Genomic DNA, 16,673 nt, shown 5'->3' with positions numbered 1-16,673 from the left:
TTGCATGGATGTAAGAGGAACGAGCGGTGTCGAACAAAAAGTCGGATGTGACAAACAAGCTGGAAGCCTGTCTCAAGGAGCGGATCCTGATCATCGACGGGGCCATGGGCACCATGATCCAGGGCTACAAGCTCGGTGAGGCGGACTACCGGGGGGAGCGGTTTGCCGACTGGCATACCGACATCAAGGGCAACAACGATCTGCTGGTGCTGAGTCGCCCCTCTGTCATTCGCGAGATCCACGATCAGTACTGTGCCGCCGGCGCCGACATCCTCGAGACCAACACCTTCAACGCCACCCGCATCGCTATGGCCGACTACGAGATGGAAGATCTCTCGGCCGAGATCAACCGCGAGGCGGCCCGGCTGGCCCGCGCGGTGGCGGATGAGTGGACCGCCAAAGAGCCCCACAAGCCGCGCTTCGTGGCCGGGGTGCTGGGGCCCACCAACCGCACCGCCTCCATCTCGCCGGACGTGAACGACCCCGGCAAGCGCAACGTCACCTATGACCAGCTGGTGGCCGCCTACACCGAATCGACCCACGCCCTCATTGAGGGCGGTGCCGACATCATCCTGATCGAGACCATCTTCGATACCCTCAACGCCAAGGCGGCCGCCTTCGCGGTGGACCTGGTGTTCGAGGAGCTGGGCTACAGCCTGCCGGTGATGATCTCCGGCACCATCACGGACGCCTCCGGCCGCACCCTCTCGGGCCAGACCACCGAGGCCTTCTATCATTCGCTGCGCCACGTCAGACCCGTCTCCTTCGGCCTCAACTGTGCGCTGGGGCCCGACGAGCTGCGTCAGTACGTGGAGGAGCTCTCCCGTATCAGCGAAACCTTCGTGAGCGCCCACCCCAACGCCGGGTTGCCCAATGCGTTTGGCGAGTACGACCTCGACGCTGCCGAGATGGCGGAGCATATCCGCGAGTGGGCCCAAAGCGGCTTTCTCAACCTGGTGGGGGGCTGCTGCGGCACCACCCCGACCCACATCCGCGCCATGGCGGACGCCGTGGCGGGCATCAAGCCGCGCGCCTTGCCGGATCTGCCGGTGGCCTGCCGCCTGTCGGGCCTGGAGCCCCTCATCATCACGGCAGACTCCATGTTCGTGAACGTGGGTGAGCGCACCAACGTCACCGGCTCGGCCAAGTTCAAGCGCTTGATAAAAGAAGGGCTCTACGACGAGGCCCTGGACGTCGCCAAGCAGCAGGTGGAAAACGGCGCCCAGATCATCGACATCAACATGGACGAGGGGATGCTGGACGCCGAGGCGGCCATGGTGCGCTTCTTGAACCTCATCGCCGGGGAACCGGACATCGCCCGGGTGCCGGTGATGATCGACTCCTCCAAGTGGGAAGTGCTGGAGGCCGGTCTCAAGTGCGTGCAGGGCAAGCCGGTGGTCAACTCCATCTCCATGAAGGAGGGGGTGGACAAGTTCATCGAGCAGGCGAAACTGCTGCGCCGCTACGGCGCCGCCGTCATCGTGATGGCGTTCGACGAGGTGGGGCAGGCCGATACCCGCGCCCGCAAGTTCGAAATCTGTCAGCGCGCCTACCGCATCCTGGTGGATCAGGTGGGCTTCCCGCCGGAAGACATCATCTTCGACCCCAACATCTTCGCGGTGGCGACCGGCATCGACGAGCACAACAACTACGCGGTGGACTTCATCGACGCGGTGAAGGACATCAAGGAGAACCTGCCCCACGCCATGATCTCCGGCGGCGTCTCCAACGTCTCCTTCTCGTTTAGGGGCAACGAGCCGGTGCGCGAGGCGATCCACGCCGTCTTCCTCTACCACGCCATCAAGAACGGCATGGACATGGGGATCGTCAACGCCGGCCAGCTCGCCATCTATGAAGACATCCCGGCCGAGCTGAAAGAGAAGGTCGAGGCGGTGGTGCTCAACCTCAATGACAACGCCACCGAGGAGCTGCTGGCCATCGCCGAGAAGTATCGCGGTGCCGGCGCCCAGGCCGAGGATCCGCGGGAGCAGGAGTGGCGCAGCTGGCCGGTGGGCAAGCGGCTCGAACACGCCCTGGTGAAAGGCATCACCGACTTTATCGAGGAGGACACCGAAGAGGCGCGCGCCGGGGCCGAGCGGCCGCTGCACGTCATCGAGGGGCCGCTGATGGACGGCATGAATGTGGTGGGCGATCTGTTCGGCGCCGGCAAGATGTTCCTGCCCCAGGTGGTGAAGTCGGCCCGGGTGATGAAGCGGGCGGTGGCCTACCTGCAACCCTACATCGAGGCGGAGAAGTCCGGCGGCTCCAGCAACGGCAAGATCGTGCTGGCCACCGTCAAGGGCGACGTGCACGACATCGGCAAGAACATCGTCGGCGTGGTGCTGCAGTGCAACAACTTCGAGATCATCGATCTCGGGGTCATGGTGCCTTGCGAGACCATCCTCAAGACGGCGCGGGAGGTGGGGGCTGACATTATAGGTCTGTCGGGCCTCATCACCCCGTCGCTGGACGAGATGGTGCATGTGGCGAAAGAGATGGAGCGCCAGGGCTTCAAGCTGCCGCTCTTGATCGGCGGTGCCACCACCTCCAAGGCGCACACCGCGGTGAAGATAGAGCAGAACTACTCCGAGCCCGTGGTCTATGTCTCCAACGCCTCCCGCGCAGTGGGGGTGGCCCAGAGCCTGTTGAGCGAGGATCTCAAGGAGGCGTTTGTCGCCCGCATCGACAAGGAGTACGAGATCGCCCGCGAGCAGCACGCCCGCAAGCAGCCGCGCTCGCGCCCCATCACGCTGGCGGAGGCCCGCGCCAACCGCCATCAGCTGGACTGGGTGGGGTATGAGCCACCGGCGCCCCGGGAGCTCGGCGTACAGAAGTTCGAGAATGTGCCCATCTCGGTGCTACGCCCCTACATCGACTGGACGCCGTTTTTCCTCAGCTGGGAGCTGGCGGGCAAGTTCCCCCGCATCCTGGAAGATGAAGTGGTGGGGGAGGAGGCAACGCGCCTCTTTGCCGACGCCAACGCCATGCTGGATCAGCTGGAAAAGGATCAGAGCGTGCGCTGCGCCGGCATCGTCGGCCTGTTCCCCGCCAACGCCGTGGGGGACAGCATCGAGGTCTACACAGACGAGTCGCGCACTGAAGTGAAAAAAGTGCTGCACCACCTGCGCCAGCAGAGCGAGAAGCAGGGCTTTCCCAACTACTGTCTGGCGGACTATGTGGCGCCGAAGGAGAGCGGCAAGCCCGACTGGATCGGCGCCTTTGCGGTGACCGGCGGCATCGGTGAAGAAGCCATCGCCAAGGCCTACAAGGCGGATCACGACGACTACAACGCCATCCTCATTCAGGCGGTGTGCGACCGTCTGGCAGAGGCCTTTGCCGAGTACCTGCATGAACAGGTGCGCAAAGTGCACTGGGGCTATGCCCCGGACGAGGCGCTCTCCAACGAGGAGCTGATCCGCGAGAATTACCAGGGCATCCGCCCGGCCCCCGGCTACCCGGCCTGCCCGGAGCACACCGAGAAGGGGAGCATCTGGGAGCTGCTGGACGTGGAGCAGGCCATCGGCATGCAGCTCACCGAGTCCTACGCCATGTGGCCGGGGGCGGCGGTGTCGGGCTGGTACTTCTCCCACCCCGACAGCAAGTACTTCGCGGTGGCCCAGATCCAGCGGGACCAGGTGGAGGACTACGCCGTGCGCAAAGGGATGACCCTGGCAGAGGCCGAACGCTGGCTGGGGCCGAACCTGCACTGAGGCGTCGGCCTGATTGATCCTCGCTGAAGGAGGCGGCATCCAGACCCGGGAGACAGACCAGTCTGGTGCTGTCGTTTGACAAGCGGGTGACAGCGGGATGGCAGCGCACGTTTCTGTGTGGTTTGTCTTGTTGTCAGGAGAAACAATTGGCGTTGTCTTGGCGCTGTGGCACTTTATACTCTCCCGCCCCATCCTGCCCAGGCACTGCCTTCTAGCGGAATTGTCATGAAGATCGCCATTTTATCCCGTGAGCCGAAAAACTACTCCACCCGCCGTCTGGTCGAGGTGGCGCAGGCGCGCGGTCATCAGGTCGAGGTGCTCGACACCCTGCGCTGTTACATGAACATCGCCTCCCACAACCCCTCCATCCACTACGAAGGACGGGAGCTGGAGAGCTATGATGCGGTGATCCCGCGCATCGGGGCCAGCATCACCTTCTACGGCACCGCCGTGCTGCGCCAGTTCGAGATGATGAACACCATGGCGCTCAACAGCTCGGTGGCCATCTCCCGCTCCCGCGACAAGCTGCGAGCCATGCAACTGCTCTCCCGCCACGGCATCGGCCTGCCGGTGACCGGCTATGCCCACAGCACCCACGACGTGCCCGACCTCATTACCATGGTGGGCGGTGCGCCCCTGGTGGTGAAGTTGCTGGAGGGAACCCAGGGGATCGGCGTGGTGCTGTGCGAGACTCAGAAGGCTGCCGAGAGCGTGATCGAGGCCTTCATACAGACCAACAACAACATCCTGGTGCAGGAGTACATCCGCGAGGCCAACGGCGCCGACATCCGCTGTCTGGTGGTCAACGGCAAGGTGGTGGCCGCCATGCGCCGTCAGGCCCAGCCGGGGGAGTTTCGCTCCAACCTGCATCGGGGCGGCACCGCCGAGGCGATCAAGATAAGCCCGGAAGAGCGGGCCACCGCGGTGCAGGCCGCCAAGATCATGGGGCTGGACGTGGCCGGGGTGGATATCCTGCGCAGTGCCCGCGGCCCGCTGGTGCTGGAGGTCAACTCCTCCCCCGGCCTGCAAGGGGTGGAGGCTGCCTCCGGCAAGGACGTGGCCGGCAAGATCATCGAGTTTCTCGAGCTCAAGGCGAGTCGCAAGCACAAGCCGGCGGAGTGACGCCAAGCCTGCCGCCAACGCATTGCAAACAGGGCGCCTTCGGGCGCCCTGTTGTTATCTAGCGGGTGCCGCAGTCCCCTCTCCCGAAGGGGGGAGGGCACGCTCGGTGGTGCTGGGCCATCGTCGTTAGTCTTCGGTTGTCACCGCGAGCTGTGATGGCTTGCCAGGGGGAGCCTCCCTTCTCCCGCTATTTTGAATTGACGGGAAGAAGGGCCGGGGATGAGGAAGGAGCACTATGCCTTATCTTGCGCGGGGTCGCTGGGGATCATCACCAGCCTGGCGCTGAAGATGCCCTCTTCCAGCCGGGTCTCTATTTGCCAGCCCAGCTTCTCGCAGATGCGCTGGATGATGGTGAGGCCGCAGCCGTAGCCGAGGATCTGATCCGGCGCGGCGGCGGTGGGGTTGCTGATGGTGAGCAGGGGGCCGGCCAGCTCGATGTCGATGTGCCCCTCGGCGTAGCTAAGGGCATTCTTCAGCAGGTTGCCGAGCGCAATGGCGAGCAGAGAGAGGGGGGCCAGCGCCTCGCTCTCATCGTCCAGCTGCAGCCGGATATCCAGCTCCTCCCGCTGCAGCAGCGGGGCGAGACGGGCCAGCTCCCGGCGAATGAGCGGTGCCACCTGTTGGGGCGGGCGCTCCACCTCTTCCTTGCGGCCCAGCAGCAGAAAAGTCTCGGTGAGTAGCGCCATCTCGTCGGCGGCGGCGCGGATGCGGGTGGTGGCGCGGGCGGCGGGGGCGGGCAGATCGCTCACCTTGCCGAGCAGGGCGGCCGAGCCCTGGATCACCATGTTGGGGGTGCGCAGCTCGTGACTGGCGAAGCGGCTGAACTCCTGCTCGCGGGCAAACACGGCAGCCACCTCCTGCTTGCCGGCCAGCAGTGCCAGCTCTATGTCCCTGAGCTCCTGCCAAGGGGCATCGGGTACGAAGTCCGCCTGATCCGGGGTGAGGTGAGCAACCCGCTGCTGCAGCCGCTGCAGCGGCCGGGTGATGTGGCGCACCAGCCAGATGCCGAAGCCGATGCAGCCGAGCAGCAGGGTCAGCCCGATCAGCCGGGTGGCCAGGTGCAGCTGATCCTCGTAGGGATCCAGGTAGTCGTCGGCGTCGTCGTTGAACACCAGATAGAGCAGCCCCTTACCGGACGGATGGGGCCGCACTAGGAAGTGTTTGTCCTCGTCCCCCAGCACGTGTTCGTAGAAGCCCGGGCTTCGGTAGGGTTTGAGCCAGACCGGCAGGCGGCCGGCCTCGGTCCAGTAGCTGGAGAACTGGCGCGGGCTGGGGGCGGGGGCCGCCATGCCGAGCCGCAACCAGTCGTCGCTGTAGCGGGTCACCTCCGCCTCCAGCCAGTGGCGCAGGCTGAGCTCCTCCATCTTGTCCTCGGCCACCACCATCAGCAGGCTGATGATGATCAGCAGCAGCAGGCCGGCACCGCTCAGGGTGAGGATCAGGCGACGGCGCAGGCTGGGCAGGCTCATGACGGCCTCCCTGCGGGCAGGTTCAGGCCGCGCTGGCGGCCCGTCATGGGGTCACCAGTCGATAGCCCTGGCCGTGCAGGGTTTCCAGCATGGGAGCAGGGAAGGGCTTGTCGAGGGCGTTGCGCAGGGCATAGATGTGGCTGCGCAAGGCGTCGGAGTCGGGCTCCTCGTCGCCCCAGACGGTGTCGAGCACCTCCTGGCGGGTGACCAGCGCGGGGGCCCGGCGGGCCAGCAGGGTGAGGATCTGGAACGGGATCTTGCCGAGCTTGAGCTCGACCCCAGCCCGGGTGGCGCGGCCGCTGGCGGGATCCAGGGTCAGCTCGCCCACGCACAGGGCCCCCATGTCGCTGCGGGGGCCGCGCAGGGCCAGCGCCTGCAACCGCACCTCCAGCTCCTCCATGGCGAACGGTTTGACCAGGTAGTCGTCGCCGCCGGCCTTGAAGCCCGCCAGCTTGTCATCCAGGCTGTCGCGGGCGGTGAGAAACAGCACTGGGGTTGGGATCCCCTGCTCCCGCAGGCGGGCCACCGTGCTGAGACCGTCGAGGCGCGGCATCATGACGTCCATGATGATGACGTCGAAGCGCTGCTCGGCCAGCAATTGCAGGGCGGCCTGGCCGTGATAGGCGCAGTCCAGCCGGTGGCCCGCCAGCTCCAGATAATCCATGATGGTTTCCGCGACCTGGGGATTGTCTTCCACCACCAGTATTTTCATGCTTTGATCTCCTGGTCTTGACCGCCATTTCACGGTCATCTCACACCGGATGAGGCATCCTGTGTGGCAGTGTAACCCCGAGGATCCCCGATGAAGAAGTCTCTCTGCACTCTCCTGCTGCTGATCTTGCTGCCATTCGGCGCTGCGCAGTCGGCGGAGTTCAAATTGACCGGCCGCACCACCTGGCAGCTGGGCCAGCTGATGGTCAACGGCATCCCCTTTGTGCTCGACGAGCAGACCCGTTTCAAGGACGGGCTGAGAGAGGACGATCTCGGCGGCACCTGGGTCGACCTGGAAGGGGTGGTCGAGGGCGATCTGCGGCTTATTCGGGAGGTCGAGAAGCTGGAGGAGGATGACGAGATGGATCTGGAAGGGCCGGTGGAACAGGGGCGGATCTGGGGTTATGTCACCTCGGACGACAGTCTGGCTCCGTTCGAAGGACGCTGGCTGGAGCTGGAGTGCAAGTTTGACGGCATGCGCCTGAGCCGCTGCCGCGAGGATGATTGACGCACGACAAGACGAACCGGGCGGAAAAAACCACTCCCCGGGCCCATAGTTAAACCTCGCACGGTTTGACCATGGGCCTTTTGCTATGACACGCACCTCCCTCCTGCTGCTGGCACTGCCGCTCTGCGCTCTGGCCGCCGATGGTGAACTCTGGCTGGTGGAGCTGGAACACAACGATGGCCTGCGCCTGCAGTTTCAGGGGGCTGAGGTGGAGCTGGGGAGCGCCCCGGTCTGGCGGCTTGGTGAGCCGTGGCAGCACCCCTTGCGGCCGGGTGATCACCTGGCCCTGCAGGTGACTGATGGGGTGGCTACCCGGATTGAGCTGTTGGCGGCCGGATCTCCGGCGATATCAGGCCATTGGCAGCGGGCAGAGGATCGTTTGCGATCCTTCGATGGTCGGCACCTGGTGCTGGCTACACTCGGCACCTTGTCGCTCGACCGAAATGTGCGTTGGGTCAACGGTTCGGCTACCGACTTGCACGAGGGTAGTGCGCTGGTGCTGCTGCGTTCTGCAGATGGAATTTTACGTGAGATAACCATAATTAATCCGGAAGAGTAATTCAGGAACTTCTTATTTAATAAACGCCGTCATGTCCTGATTGATATTAAATTATCCTACCAGAACAATTATGATTAATCCCTCAATAAAGTTGCCGCTCTAATTATTTTCCCGCCTTATATATATTTTGTTTGTCATTGATGAATTTTGGTGGTTTATTTTGTCTGTGGCGGGGCTCATTGGAGTTCATGCCTGTCAAAATGAAAGGTGTTATTTCTGCATAATAAAAACTATCGTCTGTCTGAAAGAGGAATAAATGATGAATAAAATAATAACAGCCAATCTGGCGCTGTTGGCATCTTCATTGATGCTCGTCCAGGCCCAGGCGGCTGAGCCAGTCTATCCTGACCAGGTCAAATGGTTCGGTCTGGGGGAGGGGGTCTGTGCCAGCGGCTATCGCCCCCTTACCCGTGATGAAGCCATGAGCATCAAGGGCAATCTGGTCAGCCGTATGGGACAGTGGCAGATTACCGGGCTGGCCAATCGCTGGGTGATCATGGGACCTGGATATAATGGAGAAATAAAACAGGGAACGGCGGGTGAAACATGGTGTTACCCCAACTCCCCTATCTCTGGAGAAATTCCTTCCCTCTCCGCATGGAATATTCCGGCAGGTGATGAAGTCGATGTGCAATGGCGAATGGTGCATGACAAAGATTATTTCATCAAACCTGTGAGTTATCTTGCCCACTATTTGGGATACGCCTGGGTGGGCGGGAATCATAGCCCCTATGTCGGGGAAGATATGGATGTGACCAGGCTCAGCGATGGCTGGTTGATAAAGGGAAATAATGATGGTGGTTGCTCTGGATACCGTTGTGGGGAGAAAAGTTCCATCAAGGTGAGCAACTTCTCGTACACGCTGGAGCCGGATTCCTTCAGTCATGGCCAGGTTACCGAGAGTGGCAAACAGCTGATCAAGACCATCACCGCCAATGCGACCAACTACACGGATCTGCCTCAGCAGGTGGTAGTTACCCTTAAGTATGACAAGGCCACCAACTGGTCCAAGACGGATACCTACAGTCTCAGCGAGAAGGTCGGCATCAAGAAGACGTTCCAGATCCCGCAGGTTTCCAGCACTGAATACTCGGTCGAGATTTCTTCAACCCAGAGCTGGGCCGAGCAGAAGGGGGGAGCGACCACCGAGACCGTGTCGGTCGAGGCTCGTCCCACTGTGCCACCCCACTCCAGCGTGCCGGTGCGCGTCGCTCTCTACAAGTCCAACATCTCCTACCCCTATGAGTTCAAGGCCGAGGTGAATTATGACCTGACCATGAAGGGGTTCCTGCGCTGGGGAGGCAATGCCTGGTACACCCATCCGACCAATCGTCCAACCTGGGAGCATACCTTTGCCGTTGGCCCGTTCCGCGACAAGGCCAGCAGCATCCGTTATCAGTGGGACAAACGCTACATCCCGGGTGAAGTGAAGTGGTGGGACTGGAACTGGACCATCGGCGAGTATGGCCTGTCGACCATGCAGAACAACCTTGGCCGCGTGCTGCGTCCGACCCGGTCGGCCGTGACCGGCGACTTCTATGCCGAAAGCCAGTTTGCCGGCGATATCGAGATTGGGCAGCCCCAGACTCGCGCCGCAGCGGCTGTTCAGCAACGAAGCGCTTCTGCCGAAGGGGTGGCTCTCACCGCTCTGGAACTGGATCAGGATACGCTTGCCAGCGAAGGCTTTGGCAATGTGACCCTGACCATTACTCCAGCTCAATAATCCTCTTTAGCAGGCCACTTCATGGGGTCTGCTGCTGACGCTTGCGGTGAACCATTTTTCCATTGGGGAGACCTGGGCTCTTGCTATCTATGTCGCCCGGTTTTCTTGGCCTTCGATGATGCGACTTGCTGACGGAATGATTGCGGGTTGAGCTTCAGCCGGACTGAAAACGGGGACAGAGTGGTAGCGAATAGTGTCGTCTGACCGGGTGGAGATGCATAGCTAAAGCAGCGCCACTGAGTGGCGCTGCTTTTCCTGTCACTGAAAGTGCATGTTTTCGAGAGGGATCTGGATGGCGTTCCAGGAGGTGGCACAGGGGATTGCACTTGGATAGGTAAACTCGAAGAGTTTCTGCTTCTCCTTGTTTATGCCTTGAATGATAACCCTGGTCCGGTTGTCGGCTGCTGCATAGTTGATGAGATAATCCCCTTGAGCTGCCAGCTTGTCTTCATAGATGCTGGAACAGATATCGGAATAGATGCCATCGTCAAAACTCCAGACCACTTGAGCCGTCTTGCTCTGGCTGTCGATAGCAAAGATGGCGGTCTGGCTGGTGGCCAGATCTATGCCGCTCGGGGTGCCGATAGGGTTGTTGAAACTCCTTCGCCCGTTGTTGAACAACATCAGTTTGCCATCCTTGGTCATGGAGATGGCATGCTGTCCTACCGGCGTCTGTCCGGAGGAGAGCGACAACGCCAGCTTCTGCAGGGAAGGATAGGAGTACCAGTGTTTGGTTTCATCACCAAGCAACCAGATCAGCTTGCCGGTGTTGTAGTCCAGTTTGACGACAAAATTTTCCCGGCTGGAGACTACCAAAGTGTCATCGGACGGGTCATAGGTAGCTGCGTTCATGTGGAACCAGTCAGCACCGTTTCTGACAAAATTGCTGGGGTCGTCCCCCTCTTGCAACATGTATTCAGAAAATATCTTGCCGAGATCCCACTCCTTGATGACCTTGCCGTCAGTATCTATTTCACTGAGGAAAGATTCTAATTTCAGTGCACCATCAGTGGTTCCATCCAGTTCAATCAATATTCCATGCTTGCCCTGATCAATATTATGATGGAAATAGGCGTCACTTCCCATTTGGGTTCCATTGATTGATATCGGAGATGTTTTTCCATAAAGTGATAACGAATTTATACTTATGTTTTTTACATGCCCTGTAATGAACTTACCTTCTTTGAAAATAGTTGACATAGAGTCATCTTTTACATCGGCATCCCAGCGAACATTACCATCAATATCCATGATAATGGGGTTTTTAAGGCGACTTTTTAAATAAAAGTAGCTATAGGTCGGTGTGGCAGAGGGTTTGATACTGATGCCTACATTGTCATAGACACCTGCGCTGTCGACATAGGTATCGGTGGCAATTGTCTTTTGAAATGCATAGTTACTGGCATCAACAAACTGAATGTTGACCGTCACTTCATTGGTATAGGCGCTGTATAAACCAAATATGGGAAGCTGAACTCTGTTGCTGGATGCATCATACAGCCCATTGGTTAAAATATATTGCCAATCATAAGTGGCTGTTATCGGTTTGGCATAGCTGCCTATTTTTTGATTGATGGTGAAAGAGATGCTTTTAATTTTACTGTTATCCAACCCTGACAAGTCCAGTGCCGAAATAAAAACGGAGTCATGAATGTCATTTTCAACAACTTGGGTTGCAGGATCATACTTGAATTGTTCCGCCAGTGTTTTACTGTTGTCACTTCCTCCGTTACAACCATATAGTCCGAAACATACGAGGCTGAACAAAAATGACTTTTTCATGTACATAGCAAACACCATCCCTGTGTTAATGAACTGTCCCCAGTGTAGCGAAAAAATCATGGTTGAGTAAAAAAATAAGCCATATATACTGGCGCCATCTTGTCGGAGTGCTGACCGTCGAACGACGCTAAGCTGAGACCGTTAATTCGGGATCCGTGGAACCTGATCAGGTTAAGACCTGCGAAGGGAAACAAGGGTAACTTGCGGGTTACCGCGCCGGGGAAGGAGCACCTTCCCGCCAGCCAGAGGCAGACCGCATCTGACTGGTACAGGCGCACAGGGGGAGGCTGTCCCATCCGGTTGTCCATAGGGCGCCGGGTTTCCAGACTAGGGAAACACGGGACGGCAGAGCTGGGAAGAGCCATGCCCGACTCACTCCCCCGAGCACACCCCGCCGCAAGTTCATCTTCTCCTCGAACTCCAGACAAGCAAACACCCATAACTTCAACCAGTTAATGTGAGTTTTGCTATGTCTACCAATGTTTCTGATACCAATAAATCCAGCCGCCGCGAGCAGCGCTCCAGCGCCCAGACCTTTATCGACAGCCTCAAGGGGATGGCTCACCCCAACTCCCGCCGCATCTTTATCCAGGGTTCTCGCCCCGACATCCGGGTGCCTTTGCGGGAGATCCAGCTGGCCGATACCTTTGTCGGCGGTACCAAGGAAGCCCCCCAGTTCGAGCCCAACGAGCCGGTGCCGGTCTACGACACCTCGGGCCCCTATGGGGAAGAGGCTGCCCCCATCGATGTGCGCCGTGGCCTGCCGCGTCTGCGCGAGGAGTGGGTGCTGGAGCGCGCTGACACCGAGGCGCTGGAAGGTCTGAGCTCCACCTTCACCCAGGAGCGCCTGGCCGACGAGGGGCTGGATCACCTGCGCTTCGAACACCTGCCGAGCGCTCGCCGCGCCAAGCCGGGTCGCCGGGTCACCCAACTGCACTACGCCCGCGCCGGCATCGTCACCCCCGAGATGGAATTTATCGCCCTGCGCGAGAATATGGGCCGCGAGCGGGTTCGCTCAGAGCTCTTGCGCACCCAGCATCCGGGTCAGGGCTTTGGCGCCAGACTGCCCCAGAACATCACCCCCGAATTCGTGCGCGATGAAGTGGCCGCCGGCCGCGCCATCATCCCCAGCAACATCAACCACCCGGAAGCGGAGCCCATGATCATCGGCCGCAACTTCCTGGTGAAGATCAACGCCAACATCGGCAACTCGGCGGTCACCTCCAGCATCGAAGAGGAAGTGGAGAAGCTGGTCTGGTCCACCCGCTGGGGCGCCGACACCGTGATGGATCTCTCCACCGGTCGCTACATCCACGAGACCCGCGAGTGGATCCTGCGCAACAGCCCGGTGCCCATCGGTACCGTGCCCATCTATCAGGCGCTGGAGAAGACCAACGGCATCGCCGAGGATCTCACCTGGGAGCTGTTCCGTGACACCCTGCTGGAGCAGGCCGAGCAGGGGGTGGACTACTTCACCATCCACGCCGGCGTCCTGCTGCGCTTCGTGCCCATGACCGCCAAGCGCCTCACCGGCATCGTCTCCCGCGGCGGCAGCATCATGGCCAAGTGGTGCCTCTCCCACCACAAGGAGAACTTCCTCTACGAGCACTTCCGCGAGATCTGCGAGATCTGCGCCGCCTACGACGTCAGTCTGTCGCTGGGTGACGGCCTGCGTCCGGGCTCCGTCTATGACGCCAACGACGAGGCACAGTTCGCCGAGCTGCGCACCCTGGGCGAGCTCACCAAGATCGCCTGGGAGTACGACGTGCAGGTGATGATCGAGGGCCCCGGCCACGTGCCCATGCACATGATCGAGCGCAACATGACCGAGCAGCTGGAGCACTGCCATGAGGCGCCCTTCTACACCCTGGGCCCGCTCACCACCGACATCGCCCCGGGCTACGATCACTTCACCTCCGGTATCGGCGCCGCGCTCATCGGCTGGTACGGCTGCGCCATGCTCTGCTACGTGACCCCCAAGGAGCATCTGGGGCTGCCCAACAAGGAGGATGTGAAGCAGGGGCTGATCACCTACAAGATCGCCGCCCACGCCGCCGATCTGGCCAAGGGTCACCCGGGCGCCCAGATCCGCGACAACGCCATGTCCAAGGCGCGCTTCGAGTTCCGCTGGGAGGATCAGTTCAACCTGGCGCTGGATCCCGACACCGCCCGCGCCTACCACGACGAGACCCTGCCCCAGGAGTCCGGCAAGGTGGCCCACTTCTGCTCCATGTGCGGGCCCAAGTTCTGCTCCATGAAGATCACCCAGGACGTGCGCGACTATGCGGCGAAACTCGAAGCGGTGGAGATCAAGCTGGTGGGCATGGATGGTCAGCAGGAGCGGGTGGTGGCCGAGGTGGAGAGCGGCATGGCCCGTAAGGAGACGGAGACCTTCAAGCAGGCCGACGTTGAGAGCGGCATGGCGCGGATGGCGGAGACCTTCAAGGAGACCGGCGGCGAGATCTACCACCAGGCGGCGACCCTGAAGCAGGCCGCAGGGGAGGAGGCGTGAGCAGCGAGCGCGGGGCTGTCAGCCCCGCCGACCTGTCCGCGGTGACGCAGGCCCGTCCCGTGGTCTGGACCATCGCCGGGTCAGACTCCGGCGGCGGGGCCGGCATTCAGGCCGACCTGCACACGATGCATGACCTCGGCGTGCACGGCTGCTCCGTCATCTCCGCCATCACGGCCCAGAACTCGGTGGCGGTGAAGATGGTCGACCCCGTGTTGATGCAGACCTTCACCGCCCAGATCGACGCCCTGGGGCTGGATCTGCCACCCGCTGCCATCAAGGTCGGCCTGCTGCCGACCCGGCTGCACGTGGAGGTCCTGGCCCGCCGACTGGCAGCCACCCCGGCCCCCTTCGTGGTCTACGACCCGGTGGCCATCGCCAGCACCGGTACCCCCATGGCGGAGCCCAATATGCTGGCGGCAGTGCGCGAACAGCTGTTGCCGCGCCTCTCCTTGATCACCCCCAACGGCCCCGAGCTGGAAGCCCTGACCGGCTTGCCGGTCAGCAGCCCCGAGCTGGTGCGCCTCGCCGCACGGCGGCTCCGTGAACTCGGCGCCCGCGCCGTGTTGGTCAAGGGGGGGCATCTGGAGTGGAGCGGGGATCTCTGCCTCGACTACTACCAGGATGAGACCCGCGAATTCTGGCTTGCCGCGCCGCGCCTCGATACCCGCCACGGCCACGGCACCGGCTGCTGCTACGCCAGCGCCATCGCCGCCGTGGTGGCACAGGACTACCCGGTGGAGGACGCCATCACCCTGGCGCGTGCCTACCTGCAACAAGGCTTGGCGGCTGCGCAGGGGGTGGGCGCGGGTCCCGGCCCCATCGCCCATCTCGGCTGGCCCGCCGATCTTGCCCACTTCCCCCGCGCCGTGCTGGCGGGGTCAGCCCTGGATCGCCGCTTCGGCCTGTATGAGACAAGCGGTGCCCGCCTGCCGCAGGGCCCCTTCGCGCCGACCGAACACAACCTCGGCCTCTATCCGGTGGTGGATTCGGTCAAGTGGCTCAAACGCCTGCTGGGGGCCGGGGTCAAGACGATCCAGCTGCGCATCAAGGACCTACCCGCTGCCCAGGTGGCGCCGGCCATTCGTGATGCGGTCGCGCTCGGTCGCCGTCATGGGGCGCGCCTCTTTATCAACGACTACTGGCAGCAGGCCATCGAGGCGGGCGCCTGGGGCGTACACCTGGGGCAGGAAGACATGGAGACCGCCGATCTCGCCGCCATTCAGGCCGCTGGGCTGCGCCTTGGCATCTCCACCCACGGCTACTTCGAGCTGATGCGCGCCCGCGAGCTGGCCCCCTCCTATATCGCACTCGGCCATATCTTCCCGACCAGCACCAAGGCGATGCCTTCGCGCCCGCAGGGGCTGGCGCGGCTGCACCGCTACCGCGCCCTGATGTGCGACTGGCCGACAGTCGCCATCGGCGGCATCAGCGAGGAGCGGGTGGCGGCGGTCAAGGCAAGTGGGGTCGGCAGTATCGCCCTGGTCTCGGCCATCACGGCGAGCGACGACTGGCAGGGGGCGACCGAGCGGCTGCTGGCCGCAGTGGGAGCGGGGGATGAGCCGCACTCGGCCACAGCCATAAGGGAGGTGGAACATGCTCTCTGATGCCGCGTCTCTCAGTGACGAAGAGTATTTGCGCTACGGTCGCCAGCTGATGCTGGCGGAAGTGGGCGAGGCCGGTCAGGCGCGGCTGAAAGGCAAATCCGTGTTGATTGTGGGCCTCGGCGGGCTCGGCTCGCCGCTGGCCCTCTATCTCGCCGGGGCTGGTGTGGGCACTCTGTGGCTCGCCGATGGCGATACGGTGGATTCCAGCAATCTGCCGCGCCAGATCCTGTTCGACTCTGATGCGGTCAACCACTCCAAGGCGGAGCTGGCCCGCGAGCGCTTGGCCGCCCACAACCCGCTGGTGGAGCTGATTGCCATCAATCAGCGGCTCGATGCTGCCAGCCTGCCGGAGTTTGTGGCCGAGGTAGATCTGGTTGTCGACTGCTGCGACAACCTGGCCACCCGCCAGGCCATCAACGCCGCCTGCGTGGCCCAGGGCAAGCCCTGGGTCTGTGCCGCTGCGGTGGGCTGGCAGGGACAGCTGATGGCACGAGTAAACAGCGATCACGCCTGCTACGCCTGCCTCTATCCGCAGGATACCAAGGTGAGCCAGAGCTGCGAGACCAGCGGCGTCACCGGCCCATTGGTCGGGGTGATGGGCACCTTGCAGGCGCTGGAGGCACTGAAACTGCTGCTCGGGATGCCGAGTCCGGTTGCCGGCACATTGCGCCGCTTCGATGCGCTGGCCCATCAGTGGCAGACCCTCACGCTGGCCCCCGACCCCGATTGCCCGGTTTGCGGGCAGCGCAAGGAGATCACCCCATGACCTTGACCATTCGACTCAACGATAAAGCCCAGTCGCTGGCGGCGGGGCAGAGTGTCGCCGACCTGCTGGCGGCGCAAGACGTTAATCCACAGGGGGTGGCGGTGGCCCTTAACGGCGCCGTGCTGCCCCGTGGCCGCTGGGCCGAGACCCCGCTCAATGACGGGGATGAACTTCACCTCTTCACCGCCATTGCAGGAGGCTGACCCA

The 16,673-nt window shown here is 61.9% G+C and carries 12 protein-coding genes and 1 riboswitch; of the genes, 9 read left to right on the top strand and 3 right to left on the bottom strand.

Annotated elements, in window-relative coordinates:
- Positions 1-26 precede the first annotated feature (26 nt).
- Positions 27-3,710 carry a methionine synthase gene (metH, locus tag ACB031_RS17660; protein WP_371139997.1) on the top strand — a complete coding sequence of 1,228 codons (3,684 nt, stop codon included), beginning with the start codon at positions 27-29 and terminating at the stop codon, positions 3,708-3,710.
- A 225-nt stretch (positions 3,711-3,935) separates the two neighbouring features.
- Positions 3,936-4,832, top strand: coding sequence for a 30S ribosomal protein S6--L-glutamate ligase (gene rimK / locus ACB031_RS17655; RefSeq protein WP_005308166.1), 897 nt, complete (start codon positions 3,936-3,938; stop codon positions 4,830-4,832).
- 233 nt (positions 4,833-5,065) lie between these two features.
- Here the strand turns inward: rimK and ACB031_RS17650 are convergent, their stop codons facing one another.
- A complete protein-coding gene (locus ACB031_RS17650; protein WP_371139996.1) occupies positions 5,066-6,301 on the bottom strand; it encodes a sensor histidine kinase in 1,236 nt (411 codons plus the stop codon).
- Between the two features lie 43 nt (positions 6,302-6,344).
- Entirely contained in the window at positions 6,345-7,013 is a 669-nt protein-coding gene (locus ACB031_RS17645; RefSeq protein WP_010635346.1) for a response regulator transcription factor, read from the bottom strand.
- Between the two features lie 90 nt (positions 7,014-7,103).
- On the opposite strand from ACB031_RS17645, the gene ACB031_RS17640 reads away from it, so the two are divergent.
- The 3 genes from ACB031_RS17640 to ACB031_RS17630 all read left to right on the top strand — a co-directional run bounded on the left by ACB031_RS17640 (position 7,104) and on the right by ACB031_RS17630 (position 9,802).
- A complete protein-coding gene (locus tag ACB031_RS17640; protein WP_162516713.1) occupies positions 7,104-7,520 on the top strand; it encodes a hypothetical protein in 417 nt (138 codons plus the stop codon).
- 85 nt (positions 7,521-7,605) lie between these two features.
- Complete coding sequence (locus ACB031_RS17635) at positions 7,606-8,079, top strand: hypothetical protein (RefSeq protein WP_216973733.1); 474 nt, start codon at positions 7,606-7,608, stop codon at positions 8,077-8,079.
- A gap of 259 nt (positions 8,080-8,338) precedes the next feature.
- Positions 8,339-9,802: an aerolysin family beta-barrel pore-forming toxin gene (locus tag ACB031_RS17630; RefSeq protein ID WP_201025869.1), complete on the top strand. Its 1,464-nt coding sequence runs from the start codon at positions 8,339-8,341 to the stop codon at positions 9,800-9,802.
- 258 nt (positions 9,803-10,060) lie between these two features.
- Here ACB031_RS17630 and ACB031_RS17625 read toward each other — a convergent pair whose 3' ends face one another.
- On the bottom strand, positions 10,061-11,584 hold the full coding sequence (locus ACB031_RS17625) for an aryl-sulfate sulfotransferase (protein WP_216973734.1): 1,524 nt from the start codon (positions 11,582-11,584) through the stop codon (positions 10,061-10,063).
- 93 nt (positions 11,585-11,677) lie between these two features.
- A riboswitch (TPP riboswitch) is annotated at positions 11,678-11,791 on the top strand.
- A gap of 262 nt (positions 11,792-12,053) precedes the next feature.
- Between ACB031_RS17625 and thiC the strand changes: the two genes are divergently transcribed.
- The 4 genes from thiC to thiS are packed head-to-tail and all read left to right on the top strand — an operon-like array spanning position 12,054 to position 16,669.
- A complete protein-coding gene (gene thiC / locus ACB031_RS17620; protein ID WP_371139995.1) occupies positions 12,054-14,096 on the top strand; it encodes a phosphomethylpyrimidine synthase ThiC in 2,043 nt (680 codons plus the stop codon).
- Complete coding sequence (gene thiE, locus ACB031_RS17615; protein WP_371139994.1) at positions 14,093-15,700, top strand: thiamine phosphate synthase; 1,608 nt, start codon at positions 14,093-14,095, stop codon at positions 15,698-15,700. Before thiC ends, thiE begins: the two co-directional genes overlap by 4 nt.
- Positions 15,690-16,466 (top strand): ThiF family adenylyltransferase, encoded by a 777-nt coding sequence (locus tag ACB031_RS17610; RefSeq protein ID WP_371139993.1) that lies wholly within the window; start codon positions 15,690-15,692, stop codon positions 16,464-16,466. Before thiE ends, ACB031_RS17610 begins: the two co-directional genes overlap by 11 nt.
- Complete coding sequence (gene thiS / locus ACB031_RS17605) at positions 16,463-16,669, top strand: sulfur carrier protein ThiS (protein ID WP_371139992.1); 207 nt, start codon at positions 16,463-16,465, stop codon at positions 16,667-16,669. Before ACB031_RS17610 ends, thiS begins: the two co-directional genes overlap by 4 nt.
- Positions 16,670-16,673: the final 4 nt, after the last annotated feature.

It is taken from the genome of Aeromonas sp. S8(2024) (assembly GCF_041403085.1).
Classification (GTDB): Bacteria; Pseudomonadota; Gammaproteobacteria; order Enterobacterales; family Aeromonadaceae; genus Aeromonas; species Aeromonas dhakensis.
Note: the sequence above shows the minus strand (reverse complement) of the source record. Positions and strands in the feature narration are given on the sequence as shown.